General features: G+C 39.8%; 19 protein-coding genes. 13 read left to right on the forward strand and 6 right to left on the reverse strand.

Annotated elements, in window-relative coordinates:
* Window positions 1-26 precede the first annotated feature (26 nt).
* Window positions 27-956: a DMT family transporter gene (locus C9J46_RS01105; protein WP_107290414.1), complete on the reverse strand. Its 930-nt coding sequence runs from the start codon at window positions 954-956 to the stop codon at window positions 27-29.
* Between the two features lie 110 nt (window positions 957-1,066).
* Here C9J46_RS01105 and C9J46_RS01110 point away from each other — a divergent pair, with 110 nt between their 5' ends.
* The 3 genes from C9J46_RS01110 to pyrC all read left to right on the forward strand — a co-directional run bounded on the left by C9J46_RS01110 (window position 1,067) and on the right by pyrC (window position 4,351).
* Window positions 1,067-2,008, forward strand: a complete 942-nt coding sequence (locus C9J46_RS01110) for a LysR family transcriptional regulator (RefSeq protein WP_107290415.1) — start codon at window positions 1,067-1,069, stop codon at window positions 2,006-2,008.
* Between the two features lie 219 nt (window positions 2,009-2,227).
* Window positions 2,228-3,166 carry a DMT family transporter gene (locus C9J46_RS01115; RefSeq protein ID WP_199190621.1) on the forward strand — a complete coding sequence of 313 codons (939 nt, stop codon included), beginning with the start codon at window positions 2,228-2,230 and terminating at the stop codon, window positions 3,164-3,166.
* A 153-nt stretch (window positions 3,167-3,319) separates the two neighbouring features.
* Window positions 3,320-4,351, forward strand: a complete 1,032-nt coding sequence (gene pyrC, locus C9J46_RS01120) for a dihydroorotase (protein ID WP_005367079.1) — start codon at window positions 3,320-3,322, stop codon at window positions 4,349-4,351.
* A gap of 91 nt (window positions 4,352-4,442) precedes the next feature.
* On the opposite strand, the gene C9J46_RS01125 is transcribed toward pyrC, so the two are convergent.
* The 4 genes from C9J46_RS01125 to C9J46_RS01140 all read right to left on the reverse strand — a co-directional run bounded on the left by C9J46_RS01125 (window position 4,443) and on the right by C9J46_RS01140 (window position 11,365).
* The gene (locus C9J46_RS01125; protein WP_107290416.1) at window positions 4,443-7,517 is read right to left on the reverse strand and encodes an efflux RND transporter permease subunit; all 3,075 of its coding nucleotides are present in this window, start codon (window positions 7,515-7,517) and stop codon (window positions 4,443-4,445) included.
* Window positions 7,517-8,611, reverse strand: a complete 1,095-nt coding sequence (locus C9J46_RS01130; RefSeq protein ID WP_107245453.1) for an efflux RND transporter periplasmic adaptor subunit — start codon at window positions 8,609-8,611, stop codon at window positions 7,517-7,519. Before C9J46_RS01130 ends, C9J46_RS01125 begins: the two co-directional genes overlap by 1 nt.
* On the reverse strand, window positions 8,608-9,645 hold the full coding sequence (locus C9J46_RS01135; RefSeq protein WP_105060489.1) for an efflux RND transporter periplasmic adaptor subunit: 1,038 nt from the start codon (window positions 9,643-9,645) through the stop codon (window positions 8,608-8,610). The genes C9J46_RS01130 and C9J46_RS01135 overlap by 4 nt, the downstream gene beginning before the upstream one ends.
* Window positions 9,646-9,850: 205 nt before the next feature.
* Window positions 9,851-11,365: a fumarate hydratase gene (locus tag C9J46_RS01140; protein ID WP_045083029.1), complete on the reverse strand. Its 1,515-nt coding sequence runs from the start codon at window positions 11,363-11,365 to the stop codon at window positions 9,851-9,853.
* Window positions 11,366-11,539: 174 nt separating this feature from the next.
* On the opposite strand from C9J46_RS01140, the gene pabB reads away from it, so the two are divergent.
* From pabB to C9J46_RS01165, 5 genes are all read left to right on the forward strand, one after another.
* Complete coding sequence (pabB, locus tag C9J46_RS01145) at window positions 11,540-12,940, forward strand: aminodeoxychorismate synthase component I (protein WP_199189312.1); 1,401 nt, start codon at window positions 11,540-11,542, stop codon at window positions 12,938-12,940.
* Window positions 12,941-13,021: 81 nt separating this feature from the next.
* Window positions 13,022-13,630 (forward strand): CoA pyrophosphatase, encoded by a 609-nt coding sequence (locus tag C9J46_RS01150; protein WP_107205728.1) that lies wholly within the window; start codon window positions 13,022-13,024, stop codon window positions 13,628-13,630.
* Between the two features lie 187 nt (window positions 13,631-13,817).
* Window positions 13,818-15,071, forward strand: a complete 1,254-nt coding sequence (locus C9J46_RS01155) for an amino acid permease (RefSeq protein ID WP_107205727.1) — start codon at window positions 13,818-13,820, stop codon at window positions 15,069-15,071.
* A gap of 237 nt (window positions 15,072-15,308) precedes the next feature.
* The gene (locus tag C9J46_RS01160; protein WP_107205726.1) at window positions 15,309-16,670 is read left to right on the forward strand and encodes an L-serine ammonia-lyase; all 1,362 of its coding nucleotides are present in this window, start codon (window positions 15,309-15,311) and stop codon (window positions 16,668-16,670) included.
* Window positions 16,671-17,028: 358 nt separating this feature from the next.
* Window positions 17,029-17,910, forward strand: coding sequence for an AraC family transcriptional regulator (locus C9J46_RS01165; RefSeq protein ID WP_107205725.1), 882 nt, complete (start codon window positions 17,029-17,031; stop codon window positions 17,908-17,910).
* Window positions 17,911-18,011: 101 nt separating this feature from the next.
* Here C9J46_RS01165 and C9J46_RS01170 read toward each other — a convergent pair whose 3' ends face one another.
* Window positions 18,012-18,602, reverse strand: coding sequence for a GPR1/FUN34/YaaH family transporter (locus tag C9J46_RS01170; RefSeq protein ID WP_107205724.1), 591 nt, complete (start codon window positions 18,600-18,602; stop codon window positions 18,012-18,014).
* Window positions 18,603-19,320: 718 nt separating this feature from the next.
* Between C9J46_RS01170 and C9J46_RS01175 the strand changes: the two genes are divergently transcribed.
* The 5 genes from C9J46_RS01175 (at window position 19,321) to C9J46_RS01195 (ending at window position 24,973) form a co-directional block, all read left to right on the forward strand.
* Window positions 19,321-20,274 carry a porin gene (locus C9J46_RS01175; protein WP_107205723.1) on the forward strand — a complete coding sequence of 318 codons (954 nt, stop codon included), beginning with the start codon at window positions 19,321-19,323 and terminating at the stop codon, window positions 20,272-20,274.
* A gap of 176 nt (window positions 20,275-20,450) precedes the next feature.
* Window positions 20,451-20,714 (forward strand): GrxA family glutaredoxin, encoded by a 264-nt coding sequence (locus C9J46_RS01180; RefSeq protein ID WP_008986743.1) that lies wholly within the window; start codon window positions 20,451-20,453, stop codon window positions 20,712-20,714.
* A 266-nt stretch (window positions 20,715-20,980) separates the two neighbouring features.
* The gene (locus C9J46_RS01185) at window positions 20,981-22,663 is read left to right on the forward strand and encodes an aspartate:alanine antiporter (RefSeq protein WP_045083035.1); all 1,683 of its coding nucleotides are present in this window, start codon (window positions 20,981-20,983) and stop codon (window positions 22,661-22,663) included.
* 289 nt (window positions 22,664-22,952) lie between these two features.
* On the forward strand, window positions 22,953-23,627 hold the full coding sequence (locus C9J46_RS01190) for a response regulator (protein ID WP_005367047.1): 675 nt from the start codon (window positions 22,953-22,955) through the stop codon (window positions 23,625-23,627).
* Window positions 23,624-24,973 (forward strand): ATP-binding protein, encoded by a 1,350-nt coding sequence (locus tag C9J46_RS01195; protein WP_107205722.1) that lies wholly within the window; start codon window positions 23,624-23,626, stop codon window positions 24,971-24,973. The genes C9J46_RS01190 and C9J46_RS01195 overlap by 4 nt, the downstream gene beginning before the upstream one ends.
* Window positions 24,974-25,071: the final 98 nt, after the last annotated feature.

Genomic DNA, 25,071 nt, shown 5'->3' on the forward strand with positions numbered 1-25,071 from the left:
GCTAAGCAAGTAAATGAAGCCGATCATCAGATCGGCTTTTTTGTTTTAGCGAAAAATTTACATTTAGGTTTCACTGAAATAAACATAGCGGCCAATACAATCAGTCCCGCCCCCACCCATTGAAGCTGTTCAAATCGTTCTCCTAACCACCAATGTGCAAACAAACCACCAAATACAGGCTCTAATCCCAATAAAAAAGAGACTTGGGTTGGGCTTGTATGCTTCACCCCATAGTTTTGAAAGTAAAAAGCGAACAAGGTACAAAAAATAACAAGATAGCCAATATACAACCAAAACTCTGGCGCGCTAGGTATGATGAATTGTTCTACAGGGACAGTAAAAACCAATAAGCTAATACAAACAACGGTGACCACTGATAATTGGATAAATGTTGCCACCATAGGATCGCAATGTTGTTGATTCATTTTCTTTTTAGTTGTCACCACAAAAGCGGCACGCCCCAGTGCTGCGATCAAAATGAGAATATTACCGATATTAAACGTTACCGTATTCAGGCTATCTCCTACTAATAACCACACACCGGCAATTGCAATGCATCCGGCAAATAAATCTGTAACCGCAAGTTTATGACGATTAAGCAATGCATCAACAGCAGGCGTAAAGATAATAAATAGGCTAATAAGAAAAGCAGCATTTGAAGCCGTCGTGTGTTTTAGACCGTAAGTTTCGGCCAAATAAATAATACTTAATATTCCTCCAGTTGGTGCTAATTGCAGCCAAACCTGTTTATTTAGTTTCTTGCTGACTAAGGGAAATATCACTAAAAGTGTGCAACAAAAACGAATCGCCAAAAACATCAACACACCAGTATAAAGCATAGATTCTTTTGCCACACCAAAACTGGTTCCCCAAAAAACTGCGGCAGCTAGCACACCTATTGTTGCTATTAATGAAGTATTTAAAAATACACTTTTATTCAGCTCGACCTGTTCCATTCACACACATCCTTTCTTACACGGTTTTAGTCACTGTTCTTGTAAGATTGAATGGTATATGTTTGACTTGATATTGATAATACCGCCAATAAGCAAAGGATTTATGACTGATGGACAAAAATAAAATTATTCAACTTCTTCCTGATATTGCAGCCTTTGTCACGGTTGTAGAGTCAGAAAGCTTCAGTCATGCCGCGAAAAAATTGGGAATGACACCATCTGGCGTGAGTCGTCAAATAAGCCGCCTAGAAAAAGAGCTTCAAGTACAACTAATCAAACGCAGTACTCGTAGCCAGTCACTTACCATTGCAGGGCAAGAAGCTTACCAATATGGTAAAAATATCCTTCAGCAAGCCCAAGATGTAGTAAATATAGCCAGCAAGCAAAAGCAAGATATTGAAGGGATACTCACCATTGCCTCACCGAAAGCGTTTTGTCGTCAGGTACTTCAACCTCTATTACTGGAATTTGTTGACACTTATCCAAAGCTACAACTAAAAATCCAAGTTACAGACAAACCAATCGATCCGCTCTATCACGACGTAGATGTCGTCTTTAGGTTAACCAACGAGCCTCAAAATAACCTAGTGGCCAAACAGTTAGCCACTAACGATCTGGTATTATGTGCAAGCCCGTATTACCTCGAAAAGAAAGGTACACCAACACACCCTAAGCAATTAGCCCAGCATGATTGTATCTATCTAGGCGAAACAAATACTGACAACCAATGGCGGTTTAAATCTGAAGATGAAGAGCTGAAAGTGACAGTGAATGGGCGTTATATTGTTAACCATACAGAGATGCGTTTAGAAGCCGCATTAAATCACTTTGGTATTGCGGTATTACCTGCATTCGTCGCGCAAAAAGCTTTGCAATCAAAAGCCCTTACTGCGGTACTTAACGATTGGACACTTCTTGATAATTACCAAGGTACTGTGTTCATGCAATACCTGCCTAATATCAATATGCCTTATCGCCAACGTGTGTTTATTGATTTTATTAGCGAAAGGTTTTCGTCTGATTTAAGAAAAAAGCTTACCAATTGCAATTAATTGCTTGTAAGTGTTTTTTATCTCTTGTAAGTTGAGCTTAGCGTTCAATAAACAGGCAACACTATGATTTATTCAACTATTTTCACTTGTTACATTTGGCTCCTCAATTCACTACTGCCATCCGGCCGGTAGAGTTTTGCTATCTGGCTGTGAGTTATGCTCAGCCAGTGACCTTCGCATTTCTCGCAGCTTTATTTTCATTTTTAAGCGAGAAATCACATGACATCATCGAACTCAAACAACAACCCAGTTAACGAAAACGTCAGTTCCCCTCATGCTGAACTCAATAAAGGCATTGTTTATGCCCTTATCGGTACTGCTTTATTTTCTATCAAGCCCGTTTTTATCAAACTGGCTTATCAATATGGTGGAGATGCGGTATCGATTATGTCGTTACGGGCAATAAGTTCTGTGCCAATTTATATTGTTATGATGCTGTGGCTATTACGAAAAACAGAGCATAGAGATAATCTGAAACAATATGGTTTAGAGGCAAGCGCTATTGGCGTCTTAGGCTACTATGTTGCGTCATACCTTGATATTGCAGCCATGGCGCATATCAGTGCGCAGCTAGAACGACTACTCATTTTTCTATTTCCAAGCTTCGTCGTTTTAATTAGTTGGACTGTCCTAAAACAAAAGCCAGCACAAGGTACATTTAAAGCTATTGCACTTGGCTATATTGGTGTCGCTTTCATTGTTTTTCATGATCTAGGGAGCATGGGAAATGATGTCTTGCTAGGTAGTGGGTTGGCCATTGCGTCCGCATTCGTTTTCGCTTGTTACTTAATCATGAGCAAAAAGTTAATTACCCAAATGGGCAGCCAATTATTTACCTGTATCGGGATGGGATCTGCGGGGATCATTATTCTAATTCAAAGCCAATGGCAAGGCGTCAATGTGATCGAGCTAGATCCAATGCTTATCCTGCTTGGGATCGCGCTAGGGATCTTTTGTACTGTGTTGCCATCGTTTTTTGTTGCAGCCGCTATGCAAAAATTAAATCCATCACAGCTAAGTTTAACCAGCAACGTTGGCCCTGCTATTACCGCAGTTTTTGCTATCACATTACTTAATGAACCTTTTACTTTTTATCATGCTATAGGCATGCTCTTTGTGGTTTATTCAGTAATAAGCATGAAGAAAAGAGGACAATGATACACAGATTCTAACTAAAGTGCTGTGATCATATTCTCTTTTGGCAAACGATTGCCTTTTAATTCAACAATCAAACCGATTGTTGAATTAATGACCTTTACTTAGCGCAACGATACTTTTAGAATCGGGCAAATTTTTTGGAAGGGAAACAAAATGACAACATTAACGATTACTCGTCCTGATGATTGGCACACACATTTACGTGATGGCGATGTATTAAAAGATACAGTAAGGGATATTAGCCGTTACATGGGGCGCGCGATCATCATGCCTAATTTAATCCCTCCTGTTACTGATACAGAATCTGCTTTAGCTTACCGTGACCGCATTCTTGATGCTCAACCAAGCCCAACTTTCTCACCACTTATGGTTATCTACCTAACAGATAACACATCACCAGAAGAAATTAAGAAAGCCAAAGCATCGGGTCATGTATATGCCGCTAAACTCTATCCTGCTGGCGCAACGACTAACTCAGACTCTGGCGTCACTTCAATTGATAAAATTCGCCCTGCATTACAAGCGATGCAAGAAGTCGGTATGCCGCTTCTTATTCATGGTGAAGTAACACATAATCATGTTGATATTTTCGACCGTGAAAAAGCATTCCTTGATACTGTACTTGGTCCTATTGTTGAAGAATTTTCATCACTCAAAATTGTACTTGAACACATTACGACAGCAGATGCTGTAAAGTTTGTTCAAAATGCAGGTGACAATGTCGCTGCAACCATTACAGCTCACCACTTAATGTTTAACCGTAACCATATGCTAGCAGGTGGTATTCGCCCACACTTCTACTGCTTGCCTATCTTAAAACGTAACACTCACCAGCAAGCATTAGTGGATGCAGCAACCAGTGGTAGCAAGAAGTTTTTCTTAGGTACCGATACCGCACCGCATGCAAAAGGCATGAAAGAAGCAGCATGTGGTTGTGCTGGCTCTTACACTGCTCACGCAGCTATCGAGCTATATGCCGAAGTCTTTGAACAAGCTGGCGCACTAGATAAGTTAGAAGGTTTTGCTAGCTTCAATGGCCCTGATTTTTACGGCCTACCACGTAATACAGATACGATTACGCTTGTAAAAGAGTCGTGGACAGTAGCAGAAGAAATGCAATTTGGTAGCAACACGGTAGTACCGATTAAAGCGGGTGAGACCATTAGCTGGAAAGTGAACGCTTAACCACTGAAGTAAACCAAACGCTAAACAGCTTTATAAAAATAAAGGCTTCCGAATCGGAAGCCTTTTTAATTGCAGTTAATTTAATTCAGCATTAAGCAGTTTCTTTTGTCGGTATTTTTAGCTTATGGAATAAACGATATAGCACAGGAACAACGATTAACGTTAATACGGTAGCGAAACTTAAACCAAACATAATGGTCACTGCCATTGGCTTAAAGAACACATCTGGTAATAGCGGTAACATACCTAAAACAGTGGTGATAGCAGCCATACACACAGGACGTACACGACTGACAGCCGCATCTAACACAGCTAAATATTTATCTTTACCACTGGCTATCTCAATCTCAATTTGGTCTAACAATACGATACCGTTTTTCACCAACATACCGGATAGACTTAAAAAACCAAGCAATGCCATGAAACCAAATGGCGTATTAAGTAACAACAAACCTAATGTCACACCAATAATTGCCAATGGCACGGTTGCCCAAACGATCAATGCTTCTTTTACCTTATTGAAAAGCAATACAGTAATTAAGAACATCGCCAAATAACCCATCGGCATCGTTTGGAATAACGAGGCTTGCGCGTCTGCTGATGATTCATACTCGCCTCCCCATTCCAAGGTGTACCCCTCTGGCAGTTCAATATCTGCGATTGCTGGCATAATACGTTTTTGTACTGTCGCTGCCGTTTCTTCACCAATAGGATCTGGATCCGCCATTACCGTTAACACACGTTTGCGATTTTTACGCACCACTAATGGATCTTCCCAACGTACATTGACACCTAACACCACTTGTTGAAGTGGAATATAACCTTGAATGGCAGGGCTCCAGATTTTCATGCCTTCTATGGTACTAATGTCGACTCGCTCATCTTCAGGCAAACGTGCCACGATTGGCATTAAGTTTGTTCCCTCACGATAGAGACCAATGTTGATCCCTGAAAATGCCATTTGCAGTAACTCATCAACATCTTTTTTAGTAATGCCATAGCGTCTTGCTTGGCTTTCATTAAATATCGGCTCAATTACTTTGGTGCGCTCTCGCCAGTCATGACGAATATTGAATGCGCCAGGATCTGCATTCATCACATCCACCACTTGCGACGCAATACCACGTAGTATGGTTGGATCTGATCCAACAATTCGCGCTTCAATTTTAGCGCCGGATGAAGGGCCTAACATGACTAGTTTGGCTTTGTATTCAATTTCGGGAAATTGTTTATCTAATTGTTCACGGAAATTTTTCATCACCGGCACAACACTATCAAATGAGTCAACACGCACAATTAACTCACCATAAGCGGCGTAACTTTTCTCTGGTGCGTACGTCAACATAAAACGTTGCGAACCTTTACCCGCACTTGAACTAACGTATTCCACGCCCTTTTCCGCTGCAACCACTTTCTCAAGCTGTTTTAGCGTATTATTGGTTGCACGAATATCGGTCCCTTCAGGAAGCCATACATCCACCATGAACATTGGCGTTGTAGATGCCGGAAAGAACGATTGTTTCAATAATGTAAAGCCATATAAGCTAACACCTAACATCAAGATCAAAGTGATCACTGTTAGCCATGCACGACGCATACAAAACTCTAATGACTTACGGTATACGGTGAAGAAAATACCGCCATACGGATCTTTTTGATCGCTATCTTGATCCACCTTGACGTTTTTAAAGAAAAGATCGGCAAAGAATGGCGTTAACGATATCGCTGTAAACCAACTCAGCATCAGTGAGATCAGAAGCACCGTAAATAGTGTTCGACAATATTCACCCGTTGAATCTTGCGATAAACCAATTGGCGCAAATGCCATTACTGCAATGACTGTTGCACCTAGCAGTGGCCACTTGGTTTGAGTCACAATGTCAGAAGCCGCTTGCATTCGCGTTCGCCCCTTCTGCATGCCTATCAATATTCCTTCGACCACGACTATGGCATTATCCACCAGCATACCCAGTGCAATAACGAGTGCACCTAACGAGATACGTTGTAAGTCGATCGCTAACCACTTCATAAACACAAAGGTGCCTAAAACAGTCAGGAGCAAAATTAAACCAATCAGTAAACCTGAACGAAGTCCCATAAAGAACAGCAGCACCACAATAACAATGGCTACTGCCTGACCTAAGCTAACAACGAAACCACTTACGGACTTATCTACTTCAATCGGCTGGCTATATACTGCATCAATATCGATACCCACTGGCTGTTGCTCTTTCAGTTCAGCCAGTCTTTGCATAACCCGTTGACCTACTTCTACAACATTAACCCCGGCGACAAATGAAATACCGACGTTCAGCGCTTCTTTGCCGTTAAAGCTAACTAAGTTATCTGGAATTTCCTTAAAACCTTTTTTGATCTCAGCGACATCTCGAAGGTAAATCAGCCCATTAGCGCCTTTATCGGTAATGATTAAATCGCCCAGTTCATCAACATTTTTGAATTCACCAGTAGGATGAACGCGAACATATTCATCGCCAATACGAACTGCGCCCGCACTGGTGACTAAATTTTGTGTCGCTAAAATGTTGTAAATTGTATCTAAAGAAATGCCGAGGCTACTGAGTCGCTGCATTGAGATTTCAATGAATACTTGCTCTTGCTGATTGCCAGTAACACCCACTTTTCCCACGCCATCAACAAGTTCAATTTCTCGGCGTAAGTAATCAACATAATCACTGAGTTCTTTATAGCTATAACCTTCACCCGTTATTGCTAACAAAATGCCGTAAACATCACCGAAATCATCAATAACTTTAGGCTTTGCGACTCCTGGAGGTAAGTTAGAGGATATATCATTAACCTTGCGGCGTAATTCATCCCAAATTTGTGGTAAATCGTCAGGGCCATAATTGTTTTTCATGGTCACTGTGATTTGTGACAACCCTCGACTAGAGATAGAATTTACTTCATCAACATAAGTTAACTGCTGAATCGCTTTTTCTATAGGATAGGTCACTTCTTCTTCAACTTGCTGTGGTGTCGCCCCAGGGTAGGAGGTAACAACCATAGCGTCTTTAATGGTAAATGCCGGATCTTCTAATTGGCCTAAACCAAAGAAAGAAAAGGTTCCGCCAACAAGAAATATTAGCGTCAGCATCCAGCTGATCACTTTATTCTTAATAAAATAAGTCGCGATATCTTGCTTCATTATTGTTGTCCCTCCTTAGCCAATACCACCACTTTTTGTCCCTCTCGTAAGCGGTTAACGCCTGTAACAACAACTTGTTCCCCTTGTTTAACACCCGTTTTTAATCGTACCCCTTCAGGCACAACTTTATCTGTTACCACAAGGCGTTTCGACACCGTATTGTCAGGTGTCAGAATCCAAACATATTTCTGATTTGAGGCAATATCATCACCGTCTAAATTAAATAAGGCTTCAAGTGGTACGATTTGCTGCCCCACTTGATAAACTTGTAACTTTTGAGCATCGGCTTCAACTTCAACTGGCATGCCTTCCAAAATGAACTGACCTTTGGGCATCGGCATCGTTAAGGTCACGAGAAATGAACCCGATTCAGGATCAGGTTCAGTGGTAAATTCTTTTAATGTCACCACATATTTTTCATTATTGGGTAAAATGACTTTCGAGGAAGAACCCTGTGCTTTATTAACATCCAAGATACTTTGCTTGGAATAAATCATATCAGGCGCTTGGATCTCGATATCAACAGAATCAGTGCTATGAATATTCATAATCTGCTGACCTACTTTGATATTTTCAAATTGCTCAACGGGAATAGTTGAAATCACACCACTAAATGGGGCTTTTAGCGCAGTAAAACTTAATTTTAATTTGGCTAAATCAAGATTTGCTTTCGCAATACTTCGCTTCGCTTTTAATTCATCAAATTGAGACTGAGGTAAATAGCCATTTTTTAATAATGTTGCGGAACGGCGGTATTGGCTATCAATAACATTGTATTTAGCTTGAGCATCATCCACCTCTAATGTGTAATCACGTGGATCTAATCGCGCTAATACCTGCCCTTTTTTAACGGTGTCTCCTGAACGCACTAATATTTGCGTAATTTCTCCAGCAATACGAAATGATAAAATAGATTTATCAGCTGCTGAAGCCACTGCTGGAAACGTTAATTTCGGTGATTGTTTACCTGACTGTACCTGCTGTACCTTGACTCGCGGTTGCGCTTCGCGCGGCTCAACACTTGGTTTCTCACAACCTTGGAGTAACCATGTTGTACAGATAACCAATGTCAATAAACGATAACGTTTGATCATAGTCCACGCTCCTTGATCCATGAGCGGACCTTCTGACCTGATTGCAATTCAGATACGCCTGATGTCGCTATAACATCACCATCTTCTAAACCTGATATCACACGATTATTGTTATCTAATATGACTTCAGTTCTTACAACTTGCTGATTATCATCAACACGCCATACATAATCTTTATTGTCTTCAGTAATGATCGCACGCATTGGTATTGCGCCTGCATTTCCTTGTGGCAGAACAATTGTCACGCTACCAGACATTCCCGGCATGATATTACTGCCTTCCGGACGTGCCATTGAGAGTGTCACTTTATAACTGGATGTTTTGCTATCTGGCTCTGTATCAATTTCTTTAAATTGTGCGGGAAAGGTTTGATTAGTTAAGGTATCGAAAGCAACAGTAGGATTAATATTTTCGGCATGACCTTGAAAGCGCGCTAAAAGATAATCAGGAAGCTGAAATGTCATATTGATTAATTTAGCACTTTGAATATGCATTACAGGCTGTTTTGCACTGATATATTCATAGTTTTCAACCATGGATAAAGAAAGGTGCCCATCATAAGGTGCGATAAGCTTGGCATAACTTAAATTCGATATTGCTTTATCTAATGAAGCTTTTGCCTGTTTTAAGTTAGCTTTAGAGGTATCGTAATCTAACTCTGATACTACATTTTTTTTCCGTAATTCTTTATCGCGCTTAAATTGCACATTCGCTAAATCATATTGCGCTTGTGCCTGCTTCACTAGCAGTGAAAATTCATCGCTATTTAATGTTGCAAGTATCTGTCCTTTCGTCACAAATTGACCGGGGTGAACATCTACGCTAGCAAGTTGACCTGAAACGCGAAAAGCTAAAACGGCTTTATCTCCCGCCTCAACAATCGCTGGAAACGCCCGTTGTGATTCATTATTACCTACTGAAACTGATTGTAATTTAACAGGTCGAGACTCAGGCTCAGCAATCGCTGATTTATCATCCTTGCAGCCAATTAATGCTAAGCATGTAAACAATGCCGCAAAAAAGCGATATCTCATACTACTCTCCATGATGTTTCATACTAAATCTTACTATTGTTAAAAAAATGTATGAAAAAATATATATCTATGAATAGTAGAGGCTTTTAAGTTAACAATCTTGTTTCATATATGAAAATAGAGTCAATATCACAATCCTTTTAAGATAAAAGAGACAATAAAAAAAGGAGCACAAGGCTCCTTTTCTTAGATATGCTTATATAGCTTACTTTTCCATTTCAGCGATATTTACACGCCATGTATCAGGGCCTGTTTGATGAGCATTAGTACCATTAGAATCAACAGCTACTGTTACTGGCATATCTTCGACTTCAAACTCATAAATCGCTTCCATACCAAGATCTTCAAACGCCACTACACGTGATTTTTTAATAGCTTTGGCAACTAAATAAGCAGCGCCACCCACAGCCATTAAGTAAACAGCTTTATGCTGCTTGATTGACTCGATCGCCGCCGGACCACGCTCAGCCTTACCAATCATTCCGGTTAGACCCGTTTCACCTAACATCATGTCGGTAAATTTATCCATACGCGTTGATGTTGTAGGACCCGCAGGACCCACGACTTCATCCCCTACTGCATCAACAGGACCAACGTAGTAAATGAAACGATTATTAAAATCAACGCCTTCAGGTAAACCTTCACCTTTGGCTAACATTTCTTGAATTCGTTTATGCGCTGCATCACGACCAGTTAAAATCTTACCAGACAGTAAAACAGTCTCACCTGATTTCCACTCTTGCACATCTGCTTTCGTAACCGTATCTAAATTTACACGACGAACGCTATCACCCACTTCCCATGTCACTTCAGGCCAATCTTCTAACTTAGGTGGTGTTAATTCTGCAGGACCAGTACCATCTAAAGTAAAGTGCACGTGACGTGTTGCGGCACAGTTAGGGATCATACAAACAGGCTTCGATGCCGCATGTGTTGGTGCGGATTTAATTTTTATATCAAGAACTGTTGTTAAACCACCTAAGCCTTGTGCACCAATACCGAGTTTGTTAACACGATCAAAGATATCTAAGCGTAATGCTTCTTCTGTTGTTTGTGCCCCACGCTCTTTCAACTCATGAATATCAATTGATTCCATTAATGATTCTTTCGCAAGCACAGCCGCTTTTTCTGCGGTTCCGCCGATACCAATACCCAACATGCCAGGAGGACACCAGCCAGCCCCCATCAGTGGTACTGTTTTTTCAACCCACTCAGCAATATCATCAGATGGGTTTAACATCACCATTTTGGTTTTATTTTCAGAGCCACCACCTTTAGCTGCTAACTGAATTTCAACCTTATCACCTGGCACCATATCAATATGAACAACAGCTGGTGCATTATCTTTCGTATTAATACGACGACCTGCAGGATCCGCAACAACCGATGCACGTAACGGGTTATCTTGGTTGGTATAACCTTGACGCACACCTTCATCAATCATTTGTTGTACAGTAAGATCGCTATCCCACTGTACGTTCATACCAATCTTCACGAAACAGGTAACGATCCCTGTGTCTTGACAGATTGGACGATGCCCTTCGGCAGACATACGAGAGTTTATTAAAATTTGTGCGATCGCATCTTTTGCGGCTTGGCTTTGCTCTTTGTTATAGGCTTTTTCTAAAGCTTGCACAAAATCCAGTGGGTGGTAGTAAGAAATATATTGTAATGCATCTGCCACACTACTAATTACGTCTTCTTTGCGGATGACAGTCATAGTTGCCCTCGTTGAGTTATATCATTCCATAGCGCCCGAAATTTACTTTCAATTTTGTAGGGACGATGTTCACATTAAGTACATGCACATCTTTGGGCGTCGTTATCTGAATATGATACTCTTGCACTTATTATTGCGCTACGCGCCAATCAAACTCTTGTCACAAAAAAGAAAATGATTTGTAAATCACACCCAAAATTAAGCATTACGTCGCTCGCCTACTCAAAAGATGCGGCATTGACATGGTTTGCACCACTCTCTGGTTTGCCATGGGCAATGCTATTACGCTCGGCAGCAGAAAATCATCCAGATAACCGTTTTGACATTATCGTTGCTGATCCTTTAGCCACTATTGAATCAGAAAATGGGATTAGCAAGGTCTGCTATGCAAATGGTGCAGAAGAAACGTACACCGATGATCCATTTGCATTAGTACAAACATTACAAGCGCAGTTATTACCTGCAGTTAGCCCAATGATGACACTGCCATTTATTGGTGGAGCATTAGGCTACTTTAGTTACGATTTAGGTCGTCAGGTTGAAAATATCTCAACAATTGCTGAACATGACATTCCGCTACCTGATTTAGCATTAGGGATCTATGACTGGGCATTAATTGTGGATCATCAAGAACAAACGGTAACGCTAGTAGAGCCAAAAGAGACTAAGCGTCAAACATGGCTTGAACAGCAGCTTACGACATTCTCACAACAACAACCCGCAACAGATTTAAACCTTGTTGATAGCTTTTCTTTAACATCTGATTGGTCATCCAATATGACTAAAGAGGATTACTGTAACAAATTTAACAAAATCCAAGATTATCTATTGTCTGGCGATTGTTATCAAATCAACTTGGCGCAACGTTTTTCTGCCAATTATACCGGCGATGAATGGCAAGCATATCTAACTCTTGAAACAGAAAACGGAGCGCCATTCTCTGGTTTTATTCGTTTAAAACAAGGTGCGATTTTATCGGTATCTCCAGAGCGTTTTTTACAACTTCGTGATGGACTGATTGAAACTAAACCGATTAAAGGGACTCGACCACGTAGCAAAAATACCGCTCAAGACAATGCCAATGCTTTCGCTCTTCAAAATGCTGAAAAAGATCGTGCAGAAAACTTAATGATTGTCGATTTACTGCGTAACGATATTGGTCGCGTTGCCACACCCGGTACCGTACGAGTACCGCATCTTTTTAAAATAGAAAGTTTTCCTGCCGTACATCACTTAGTGAGTACCGTCTCAGGCGAATTACCAGCAGATCACAATGCGACAGATCTATTAAAAGCATGTTTCCCCGGTGGTTCAATAACAGGTGCTCCGAAAGTACGAGCCATGGAAATTATTGAAGAGTTAGAACCGCACCGCCGCAGTATTTATTGTGGCAGCATCGGTTATATCAGCCGTTGTGGCACAATGGATACCAGTATTACGATTCGTACATTGGTGGCTAATGAACAAAAAATTCATGCGTGGGCTGGAGGCGGGATTGTTGCTGATAGTGATCCAGATAGCGAATATCAAGAAACACTCGACAAATTGAGTAAGATTCTGCCAACCTTACAATAGGTACAGATAAATACATCATAATGATATTTAAAATAAAAAGTATTTAAGATGAAAGCACTTTCATTTGACTAACGAGGTTTTATGGTTGGACAGCAGCAAATTTTAAGTCGATTTCTTCTTGCACCAAGTCTTCAATATGATCAAAACCATCAAGATCGAATTCGACAGCACTGGGAAGACGCATCCCTATTTAAACAAGCTGCTGTTTTGATCCCTCTCGTTTATCGCGAAAATGGCTTTAATGTCGTATTAACGCGAAGGGCAAAACACCTTAAACACCACCCAGGACAAATTGCTTTTCCTGGTGGACGATTTGAACCGACAGATGAGGATTTAATCGCAACCGCTATTCGTGAAACATTTGAAGAAACGAATATTACTTGTTCTCGCAATGATGTACACGGTTGTCTTTCTACCTTACCGACCATGAGCGGGTATATGGTCACGCCTTTTATCGCCACAATAGATCCAGATTACATCCCTATCGCAGATCCCAATGAAGTCGATTGCATTTTTGAAGCGCCTCTGAACCATTTGCTTAACCCAAACAATATTCGCCAATATAAATTCCTACTTAATGGCAATAATCACAATGTATATAACATCCCGTTTAAGAATTATTCTGTATGGGGAGCAACCGCTCAAATGATAAAACTACTTTCAGATCAAATTTGGCATGATGATTTATAGGCTATTAGCTGTTTTTTTAGCTTCTACCAAATTTAAAACTGTGAGCTAAGTCTTCTTTATTTGTACAACAAATAAAGACAGCTTACATAACGCGATCTTTATCATTGTAATCCCGCCATAAATAACGAGAATGCACGTGTTCCTAAAACAACGTTCCGTTCCGTTCCTTTTTTTTGGATGACAAAAAATGCAAAACACATCGACCGCAGTACAAACTGATGTAGCAAAATCACGTTGGACTTACAAAGATTTCACATGGGCATTGTCTCTATTCGGCACAGCTGTAGGTGCAGGTGTTCTATTCCTTCCAATTAAAGCAGGTGCGGGCGGTTTCTGGCCGTTAGTTATTTTAGCACTGATTGCAGCACCAATGACTTGGCTTGCACACAAAGGCTTAGCACGTTTTGTTCTTTCAGCTAAAAATCCAAACGCTGACATTACTGATACCGTTGAAGAACACTACGGTAAAACAGGTGCCAACCTTATTACATTCGCTTATTTCTTTGCTATCTACCCTATCGTTCTTATCTATGGTGTAGGTATTACCAACACTGTTGACTCATTCATGGTGAACCAACTAGGTATGGATTCTGTTCCTCGTTGGCTTCTATCAGGCGTCCTTATCTCGCTAATGACAGCTGGCGTTGTATTTGGTAAAGAACTAATGCTTAAGGCAACATCAGCAATGGTTTACCCTCTGGTTATCATTCTGCTTGCTCTGTCTATTTACCTAATTCCTGATTGGAACATGTCAATGGTGTCTGTGGCACCTGATTGGTCATCAATGCCTACTGTTATTTGGCTAGCAATTCCAATCATCGTGTTCTCTTTCAACCACAGCCCAATTATCAGCCAGTTTGCAAAAGAACAACGTCATGTATACGGTGACGATGCAGTAAAGAAAACTGACATGATCACTGGCGGCGCAGCAATGATGCTAATGGGCTTTGTCATGTTCTTTGTATTCTCTGTTGTACTGTCTATGACACCAGAGCAGTTGAACATGGCAAAAGAACAAAATATCTCTGTTCTTTCTTACCTAGCAAACATTAAAGATTCACCAGCAATTTCTTACTTAGGTCCACTGGTTGCATTTGCTGCTATTACTTCAAGCTACTTCGGTCACTTCCTAGGTGCACATGAAGGTCTTGTTGGCCTAACGAAATCTCGTAGCAAAATGCCGGTTGGTAAAATTGAAAAACTATCTCTAGCATTTATTGTTGTGACAACATGGATTGTAGCAATCATCAACCCAAGCATCCTTGGTATGATTGAAACAATGGGCGCACCAATGATTGCAGCAATTCTGTTCCTAATGCCAGTTGTTGCGATGCAGAAAGTACCAGCAATGGCGAAATACAAAACCTCTGTTGCTGCACGTATTTTCACTGCTCTGTGTGGTGTGGCTGCGATTACTTCAGTAATTTACGGCGCTTTTTAATAGCACTTGAACCAGGCGCGATACAAACACAAAAATACTTCTTTTTTGAAGCATAAAGTGCAAGAAAAGGTATAGCGTTCTGGTACAATAAACGCAATCTATACGATAATTAAGAGCAGGATGCTAAGCGCCCTGCTCTTGTTTTTTAAGTACGCTCGCCAAGGAAGGGGCGAGTCATAAAACGCATACAGTCTTGGCCGGAGGCAAGAATCGCTTCCCCCGACTGAGGTAATAAACATGATCAGTGTTTTTGATATTTACAAAATCGGTGTGGGCCCTTCCAGCTCACATACTGTTGGCCCAATGAAAGCAGGTAAAGAGTTCATCGATGATTTACGTGCCATGGGTAAATTACGTGACATAACTAAAATTACCGTTGACGTATACGGCTCTCTTTCTCTTACAGGTAAAGGACACCATACTGATATTGCAATCATTATGGGTCTTGCTGGTAACAGCCCTGAACATGTTGATATCGATAGTATTCCAAGCTTTATTGCCCGTGTTGAAGAAACCGAACGTCTACCTGTTGGTATGCATTGCCACACAGTAGATTTCCCACGTGATGGTGGTATGAATTTCCATACGACTAACCTTTCACTGCACGAAAACGGCATGTCTATTCATGCTTGGATTGGTGATGAGAACGTTTTCTCTAAGACTTACTACTCTATCGGTGGTGGTTTTATTGTTGATGAAGAAAACTTTGGTAAAACGCAAGAATCAAGTGTTGTTATCCCTTACCCTTTCAACTATGCCTCTGAACTTGTTGAACAATGTAAAGAGCACGGTTTATCAATCAGCTCTTTAGTTATGGCTAACGAACGTGCAATGAACGCTGAAGATGAGATTAGTAATTACTTTGCTAACATCTGGAAAACAATGCGTGATTGTATGGAACGTGGTATGAACGAAGAAGGTATCCTACCGGGTCCTCTACGTGTTCCTCGTCGTGCAGCAGCACTTCGTCAACAGCTAATAACATCTGAAAAGCTAAGCAACGATCCAATGACGGTTGTTGACTGGGTTAACATGTTTGCTTTTGCTGTAAACGAAGAAAATGCAGCAGGTGGTCGTGTTGTAACCGCACCGACAAACGGCGCATGTGGCATTATTCCAGCAGTACTTGCTTACTACGATAAGTTTGTTCAGTCAGTTGGCCCTAAAGAATACACCCGCTACTTTGCAGCTTCTGGTGCTGTTGGTGGTCTTTACAAGCGTAATGCTTCTATCTCTGGCGCTGAAGTAGGCTGTCAGGGCGAAGTTGGCGTGGCATGTTCTATGGCTGCTGCTGGTCTTGCAGAACTTATGGGGGGTAGCCCTGAACAAGTATGTATGGCTGCAGAAATTGCAATGGAACATAACCTTGGTCTAACGTGTGATCCTGTTGCTGGCCAAGTTCAGGTTCCATGTATCGAGCGTAACGGCATTGCAGCAGTTAAAGCAATTAATGCTACACGTATGGCACTTCGCCGCTCATCTGATCCCCGTGTTTCACTTGATAAAGTCATTGAGACAATGCTTGAAACAGGTAAAGACATGAATGCTAAATACCGTGAGACATCTCAAGGTGGTCTAGCGATTAAGGTTATTTGCTAATCTTTAAGCGTAAACTTGTTAGAAAAGCTGCTTTCAAAGCAGCTTTTTTTATGCCTTTCATCTATAACAGTAGCGTGATAAATAGCATAATATCCCGTATATAGAGCATAAGACCTAAATTACTTAGATTCACATATCAAGATGTATCCATTTTATATAGATAAACATACTCAATATGATCAATAACAAAAGTTGAGTAGATTTCATCTATTCAACCGTTTCTTTTAGTCCTATACTCACACGCATGTACCTTGGTATCAGCATATTCCAACATAGAATACCGGTACATATAGGACGGCCGCCTAATTATGGTGTGTAATGAAGGATTTATTTCCACTTTTAGAGAAGCAGTACTGGTATGAAATATAAGCGTATCCTCTCTCAGAGCCACGTAGTTCTAAAAGAGTTTTATGTCGACCACCACTTAATTGTAAAATTATCAAATGTTCAAGGTGATGTTCACATCAACGGTCATGCTATTGAATTAAAAAATAATAGTACTTTTGTCGTTCCTAAGTTCAGTCATATCTCTTGTTCTATTAATCAACTTAATAGCCAAGAAAATATTGAATTACAATTGTTGATGATCGATGAAGAATCTATCACTGAAGCATTCAAATATATCAGTGCGTTAAAACAACCCACTTTCCCAACGGCAAGTTGTTCTCCTGTCTACACGATTCCAACCCCTGCAATTGTGGATCAAAACTTCGTTCTATTTAATAAATTACTGCCTTCGATATGTGGCTCTTCCATGGAAAAAACGCTGCTAAGCCAGTGTTTAGTCTTTATTTTAATGGCATTAAATGAAGCAGGTATTGATGTATTCAACGTTTACCGCTTCAACTATGATGAGCCTAAAGAGCGAACTATTGCGCGTTTGATTACCCAAGATCCTCAACGCAAATGGAGTGTCGACGATATGGCGAAAGCGCTCTTTACAACGCAATCTACACTGCGTCGACATTTGGCAAAAGAAGGGGTTTCATTTAGCCAATTATTACTTGATGTTAGAATGGGTTTAGCCTTGAACTACCTTACTTTTTCAAATTATTCTATTTCACAAATAGGTAATCGATCTGGTTTTGGTAGTGCTGCATATTTTTGCGATGCATTTAAACGTAAATATGGCATTACGCCTTCTCAGTTTAGAACAACATCACGTCAAGAAAATGATGTTAGCCCTGAAGGCCACTTTACCTTTAAACCTAACATTCAAATTACTGAATCTTGCATCTAAATATTATTTTTCTCCCATGTGATAACGTTATTTTCATAGATTTCAGATATAAAAAAACCTCGTTAATTAACGAGGTTTTTTTGTCTCAATACTTCGCAAAATTAAGCAGCAGCTTTTAGGCTTACTTGCTCAGTCTTCAGCTCACCAACAGGTAAGATTGTACGACCGTATTCAGCATTTAATACCTGAGCCATTGCAAAGTAAATTGCACTTAGACCACAGAAAATACCTTCTATACCCGCGATGAAACCAATTGTCGTATTACCCGTAAAATCACGAGCCGCTAATAAGAAGAATAAAATAGTTAGAGAACCAAATACTACTTGTTTAGCACGAGGGTAACGTAAAGAACCGATAAACATAAATGCAGTAAATAGGCCCCAAAGTGTTAGGTACCAAGCCATGAACGGTGCAGGGCTTGCTGCAAACCCCATCTTCGGTAATGCAATAAGACCGACTAGCGTTAACCAAAATAAGCCATAAGAAGTAAACGCTGTTGTTCCAAACGTATCACCACGCTTAAAGCACATCATGCCTACAAGAATTTGACCTAGACCACCATAGAAAATACCCATCGCTAGGATCATTGAATCCAATGGAAAAAAACCAGCATTATGAATGTTTAAAAGAACGGTAGTCATACCAAAACCCATTAAGCCTAAAGGCGCTGGGTTCGCTAATTTCGTAGACATGTATTTCCCCTGCAGGAGTAATTCAACAAAAGTGATAAATTTTAAAATATAGATGCATGCTAAATGCGCCGCGAATTCTAATTGATGGTGCGATCCAGATCAATGGTTAACCACGGAAAAAGGCAATAAAGTGAGAAAAAGTGCGAAAACATTCTATTTTGTAAAGAATTTTAATAATAACATCTAATGAATTTTGTTAGAGAATATGAATTTATGAATAACTATATTCCATAATGGAATAATAATACCTTATGTAAATTCAAGATATTGATTTAATTGAATTAAATTAAGATAAAAAATTAAAAATTTCATTCCATATAATTCAACAAAACAAGCGCCATATAATTTTTCAATGCCAAACATCATCTATTTGTCATACGAATGATCATATTTAACTAGAAATAGATGACTAAATGGCACTTTCATCACGATTTATGCTTAAAAGCGATATAAATCGCATTATTAAACAATGCTTATATTCAACATCATGATGATCATATTGTTAACTTATTTAATAGTGATGAGTCTCCCCTCTCTTTTACTAAATATTACCTTTAACAAAATACGTAGCAGTTCACATAAAACACCTACTCAATTCATTGATATATGTAATAAAAGTAACTTTTTACTTACACATAACTTTAACATTCATGCACTAATCTGCTCTCATTCAAGAGGCAATGAAGCCCAAATAACATTCTTTCTAGGGGATTAGAAAATGAAAAAAGTAGCATTGGCATCGGCAATTTTAGCGTCATTAACAGCAGGAACAGTAAACGCTGCAACTGTTTATCAAGATGATGATAAATCACTTAGTATTGGTGGTCGTGCTGAAGCGCGTTTTAACCTATCTGATGCAAATAAAGGTGCAGATGGCACTGGTAATGCTTTTAAAGATAAGAGCCGTGCCCGTATTAATCTAAAAGGTAAAGCAAAGATTTCTGATCAAGTTATTGCTTTTGGTAAATATGAAGCTGAAATCTCTGATAGTAGTGACTCTACTGTTAAGAGTCGTTACGTATATGCAGGATTTGATACTCAGGCAGGTGCTTTCTCTTATGGTAAGCAAGATTCAGCACAGGTTATGCTGACAGATTACACAGATATTCTTGCTACTTTCGGTGGTGACGGTGTTGATCTTGTTGATGGTAACAAAGATAAGCGTGAAAATAACTTTTTATACGCTGGTGAATTCAATAACTTCACAGTTTCAGCTAACTACATTGCTGAAAACAATAATGCACTAAAAGATTCAGACAGTTATGGTATTGCAGCACAATATGCCTTCCCATTCGGCTTAGCTTTAGGCGCGGGTTATGTACGTGGTCATGACGGTGTTGACGTTGATGCTAACCAATACAACTTAGCAGCAAGCTACGAATTCAATAATTTTTACGCAGCTGGTACTTATGCGAGTGGTAAAAACGGTAATACCGATCTAACTGGCTATGAATTAGCAACGGCTGTTAAAATGGGTAAATTTATTGCTCAAGCAGCATACAACTTTAAGCAATCTAAAGACGGCGGCGTAAAAACTGACAATGTAAATTACTTTGCGTTAGATGGCGTCTATAAGTTCAATAAAAACCTACGTACTTATGCAGGTTACCTATTTAACCGAATTGAAGGTGAAGATAACGAATTACAAGTGGGTATTCGTTACGACTTCTAAGTTAACCTAATCGGTAATACAAGCCAAGCCTCGTGCTTGGCTTTATTCTTTGCCGTCATCACTTCTTGATATATAACCCACCATCGATTTTCTCTATTGCTCTAACAGGCAAATCCCCCTTTCTCTATCAATAAACACACGTTATAGTAACAACATAATTTTGCAGGAGAGATTTTATGTTCGTAGTTATTTTTGGTCGCCCAGGTTGTCCATTCTGTGTACGTGCTAAGGAATTAGCAGAAAAAATTAAAGCAGAGCGCGACGACTTTAACTTCCGTTACGTTGATATTCATGCGGAAGGCATCAGTAAAGCGGATCTGGAAAAAACGGTAGGTAAACCCGTTGAAACAGTACCACAGATCTTTGTTGATCAAGAGCACATTGGTGGCTGTACTGAATTTGAAGCTTACTCTAAAGAACATAATCTACTGTTCCAATAAGAAAAGAATTCAGTTTATGAAAGGTCGATATTGTTCGGCCTTTTTTTATCTCTATTTTTTACTAACTGACAACGTAAATGAACAGTATTTTTAACGTACAGTAATCCGTTATATTTCCAGTTTTATCCCTTCAGATAAAGAATACACACTCAGAAGTTATTAATACTAACTTTCAACATTTTTTTAGAATATACGCTATAACAGTCTGCAAAAATCAGCTAGAATTTGACAACTCTTACTTCTCCACTATTGTCGGAAATTCTGTTGTGAACATTGATGTAGCAGCACTTCTACACCATAATGATATTCTATTACTTTTTGTTGTTCTTGCCGTAGGTTTAAGTATTGGCAAAATACGCTTTGGTAAGATGAGCTTAGGTAATTCTATTGGCGTTTTAGTCACAGCACTGCTGTTTGGTAATGCTGGTTTTACTTTCGATACTGACGCTTTAAATATTGGCTTTATGCTGTTTATTTTTTGTGTGGGTATAGAAGCGGGTCCAAACTTTTTCGGCATCTTTTTTCGAGACGGTAAGCACTACCTTTTACTTGCGCTCGTCGTTTTGCTTTCCTCCATCGCGATAACCATGACAATGGCGCATTATCTACATATGGATATTGGCCTTGCGACAGGTTTAATGGCCGGGTCATTAACTGCAACCCCAGTATTAGTGGGCGCTAAAGACGCATTAAATACTGGGCTTTCAGGTATTACCGATCCAACAATGATTAAACAGCTTACAGAAAGTTTAAGTGTTGGTTATGCGATGTCCTATTTAGTAGGCCTAGTGAGCTTGATATTCCTCGCGAAGCTCATGCCTACACTACAAAAACAAAATCTAGCTGAATCATCACAACAGATCGCACGTGAACGTGGTATTGGTGAAGTGGCACAGCGAAAAGTATATTTACCCATTATTCGCGCATACCGTGTTGGACCTGAACTGATTAATTGGATTGATGGTCGTAACCTTCGTGAGTTAGGTATCTACCGCCAAACAGGATGCTATATCGAACGCGTTCGTCGTAACGGTATTTTAGCTAACCCTGATGGTGATGCAATTTTACAAGAAGGTGATGAAATTGCGCTAGTGGGTTACCCCGACAGCCACGCTCGTCTTGATCCTAGTTTCCGTAATGGTAAAGAAGTGTTTGATCGTGATTTATTAGATCTTCGCATCATTGAAGAAGAAATCGTGGTAAAGAACGATGGTATTGCCGGTAAACGTTTATCTGAATTGAACCTGTCAGAGTACGGCTGTTTTTTAAACCGTGTGGTTCGTGCTCAAATCGAAATGCCGATGGATCACAACATTCTGTTAAACAAAGGTGATATTCTGCAAGTTAGTGGCGAGAAAAGTCGTGTTCATGGTTTAGCTGAACGTATTGGCTTTATTTCAATCCACAGCCAGATTGCAGATTTATTAGCTTTTTGTTGTTTCTTCATCATAGGTTTACTGCTTGGTTTAATTACCATGAAATTTGGTCATATTGCGTTTGGTTTAGGTAGTGCTGCAGGCCTTTTAATTGCAGGTATTACACTTGGATTTTTACGTGCAAACCACCCAACTTTTGGTTATGTCCCTCAAGGGGCGTTAAATATGGCAAAAGATTTAGGCTTAATGGTCTTTATGGTTGGTATCGGCTTAAGTGCAGGTTCTAACCTTTTTGAATCCATTGCTCATATCGGTTTAACTGTTTTTGTCACCAGTTTAATGGTGAGTGTGATCCCTGTCGTATTAGCCTATCTATTCGGTGCTTATGTACTGAAAATGAACCGTGCACTACTTTTTGGCGCCATCATAGGCGCGCGTACTTGTGCCCCAGCTATGGATATGATCAACGCTCATGCGCGTAGTACTATTCCTGCTTTAGGTTATGCAGGTACTTATGCTATCGCCAACGTATTGCTCACTATTGCAGGTACGTTAATTATTATTCTAAAGTAATTATTGGCTTGAATGCTGCTCTTTCTAATAAGGGCTGGCTAATGAGTTCTCTTATGAGTCAGCCCCTATTCAGTCAAGATACCTACACTAAGACCTGTAGCGTTAATTTGTTATTAATCAAACCTTTTATTTAGTTAATAGCACACATAGCAATCTGACTTATAAATACCCATTCTGCTATAACGCTCAAATATTAAGTTTATGGCAATGATAAATAATGCGGATAATTGCAATATTTCGTACCATAGATATTTATAACTATAATCAGCAACCTTGGGTGCTTTAATTTATGCGAATTCTTATTGTCGAAGACGATGCAATCCTTAGCCATCACTTAAAATCTCAACTCAGTGAATTAGGCAACCAAGTTCAGTGTGCAAATACGGCAGAAGAAGGTTTATTCTTTGCTGAAAACTACCCCAATGATATTGCGATTGTTGATATTGGTTTACCCGACCGCGATGGGATTAGTTTAATTAAAGACATGCGTAAAAAGGGGCTTCGTCTTCCCATTCTTATTCTTACTGCGCGTTCAAATTGGCAAGACAAAGTAACAGGCCTTGAAGCTGGTGCTGATGACTACCTCGTTAAGCCATTCCAAAAAGAAGAAATGGTTGCTCGCTTAAGTGCACTCGTTCGCCGAAGCGCTGGTTTTGTAAAGCCGGAAATGACCGCAGGTGATATCCGTGTAGATCTTCTCGCGAAACAAGTTTATGTTCATGAAACATTATTAGAGTTAACCGCTTTTGAATATGACTTACTTGAATATCTCATGCGCCATAGCCGTCAGGTTGTATCAAAACAACGCCTACTCGATGTGTTATATGAAGATCAAGAAGGTGATCCAAATACAATCGAAGTTATGATTAGTCGTTTACGTAAAAAATTCACTAAAACAGGTCAAGATAACCCAATATCAACCATTCGTGGTCAAGGGTATATTTTTGAACTTAATGCCCAATGAATAAACTTATACAGCCGCGTTTAAGACGTCGAGTTTTAATCACCTCTGTCGCTATTATTGCTTTAGTCACATCAGCCTTAGCCGGTGTGATTAATAAGCTTTATTCTCAAAGCTATATGGCTTCATACTCTTCAGAGCTTGTCGCTCAAATGCCAATGGTGGTTGCTCAACTTAATCGTGCTGGCTTAATCAAAGATGTTGATAAGTGGATTGACTCTCTTGACCCATCAGACACCGATTATATTGCCGTCGTGTGTGATCAAGCTGATAACACCACATGGTTATCTCATGAAGCCAATAAAGCGAATTTAAAAAATGTTTGTCGTTATTTGCCTGAAAATATACCGACGCCTACCCTTATAAAAATGGGTGATAACAAAGGCTATATCGCTTATAACCTCAGTCGAGATAAAGAAAATGGCAACATTTATCAACTCGTTGTATTACGTTCAGCAAATGATTATGAAAAATCATTAGAAAAACTCCATCAACGTACCGCATTTTATCTCGGTCTTTTTGTACTTATTGCTGTTGCATTTCTCATTGCCGCCTTTCACTGGGGATTTCAGCCGTTACGCAAGTTAGCCTCTCAACTCGATCAAATGGCGGAAGCGAAACGAGAAAAACTCGATAATGATTACCCAATGGAGCTGCAAGAAGTCACTAAAGCAGTTAACCGATTAAACCGTATAAGTAGTGATCAAAAAGGACGTTACCGCCATGCGATGGATGATCTTGCTCATAGTTTAAAAACCCGTTTAGCGGCAACAAATGCATTATTGGATGATAAAACGTTAGAGCGCCACGAGCTAAATCAACGTATTATGGAGCAAATCAGCCAAATGGATGATCTTGTCCAATATCAGTTAAAACGGGCAATGGTAGGTCAACAAGGGCTACAAAAAAGTAATTCTCAATTAATGCCGGTTGTGAATAGCCTTAGCTTAATGCTTGGCAAGATTTATGCGGATAAACAAGCTAAACTGCATTATCACTTCAATGAAGATATTATGTTGCCGCTAAATAAAGATGATTTAATGGAATTATTTGGCAATATGCTTGAGAACTCATTCCGTTTTTGTATCAGCCAAGTGCATATTACTGTGATAGAAACCAACACTCACTTTACCATTAAGATTGAAGATGACGGTCCAGGTGTAAAGCTTGATATGAGAGAAGCGATATTTCAACGAGGGGTACGTTCAGATCAGCTAAACCCAGGCCAAGGTATTGGTTTATCGGTATGTAATGAAATTATCGATAGCTATCAAGGAACGATCTATGTTGAAGATTCGCCATTAGAAGGGGCTGCATTTATTATTACACTGCCAAAACTTAATGACTGATAAATATTAGAAATTTATGGTAAACCGAATAATTGAATGTACATCGCTGAAACGCCAAAAATTTGACAGTCATTGGTAGACATTAATTTTATAATATT

Source organism: Photobacterium sp. GB-36 (genome assembly GCF_003026135.1).
In the GTDB taxonomy this organism is placed as follows: domain Bacteria; phylum Pseudomonadota; class Gammaproteobacteria; order Enterobacterales; family Vibrionaceae; genus Photobacterium.